Below are 881 nucleotides of genomic sequence, written 5' to 3'. Positions count from 1 at the left end.
TACATTGTTGCTGACTCAACTACGCGGTGCAGACGGCGAGGTCTACGCGCTGGCACAGGGTAATGTCGTGGTCGGCGGCTTCAAGGCGCAGGGTGAAAGCGGCTCGAGCATAACTGTCAATACTCCGACTGTGGGACTGGTGCCGAATGGTGGATCAGTGGAGCGGGAAATTGCCAGCGATTTTCAAAGCAATAATACGGTGATCCTCAATCTGAAAAGCCCCAGTTTTAAAACTGCCAATAATGTCGCTATCGCTCTCAATCAGGCTTTTGGCGCACAGACTGCCACCGCACAAAGCGCCACTAATGTCATCGTCAATGCGCCAAATGACCCCGGCGCACGGGTCGCTTTTATGTCGATGCTGGAAGATCTGCCGGTAACTTCAGGAAAAGTACAGCCTCGCGTGGTGTTTAACGCACGCACCGGAACCGTGGTGATAGGTGAAGGCGTGGTCGTGCATGCAGCGGCGGTTTCTCACGGAAATCTAACGGTCAATATCAGCGAATCCCGCAATGTCAGCCAACCCAACTCATTCGGCAAAGGCAAAACCGTGGTCACGCCGCAAAGCAATATTGCGGTCAATCAGGGTAAGGGACAAATGATCTCCGTTGCCGCGGGCACCAGTCTGCGAAGTATTGTTGATACGATTAACAGCCTTGGTGCATCTCCCGATGACATGATGGCCATTTTGCAAGCGCTGCATGAAGCCGGTGCTCTTGACGCTGAACTGGTGGTCATCTAATGGTTGCAGCTATCAGCACGTCACGCGCCTATATTCCAGGTGATTTCGGCGGCTCCGCCAAACCGCAAAATATTGCTCAGGCCTCAGAACAGTTCGAGGCGATGTTCCTACGTTCAATGACCCAGCAAATGCGCAAAGG

At 53.2% G+C, this 881-nt stretch carries 1 protein-coding gene; it reads left to right on the top strand.

The window, feature by feature from the left end; genetic code table 11:
• The coding region (locus SPM24T3_RS24065; RefSeq protein ID WP_009639449.1) for a flagellar basal body P-ring protein FlgI at positions 1-742 on the top strand (742 nt) is incomplete at its 5' end.
• Between the last annotated feature and the right edge of the window lie 139 nt (positions 743-881).

The organism is Serratia sp. M24T3 (genome assembly GCF_000257645.1).
In the GTDB taxonomy this organism is placed as follows: Bacteria; Pseudomonadota; Gammaproteobacteria; order Enterobacterales; family Enterobacteriaceae; genus Rouxiella.
Note: the sequence above shows the minus strand (reverse complement) of the source record. Positions and strands in the feature narration are given on the sequence as shown.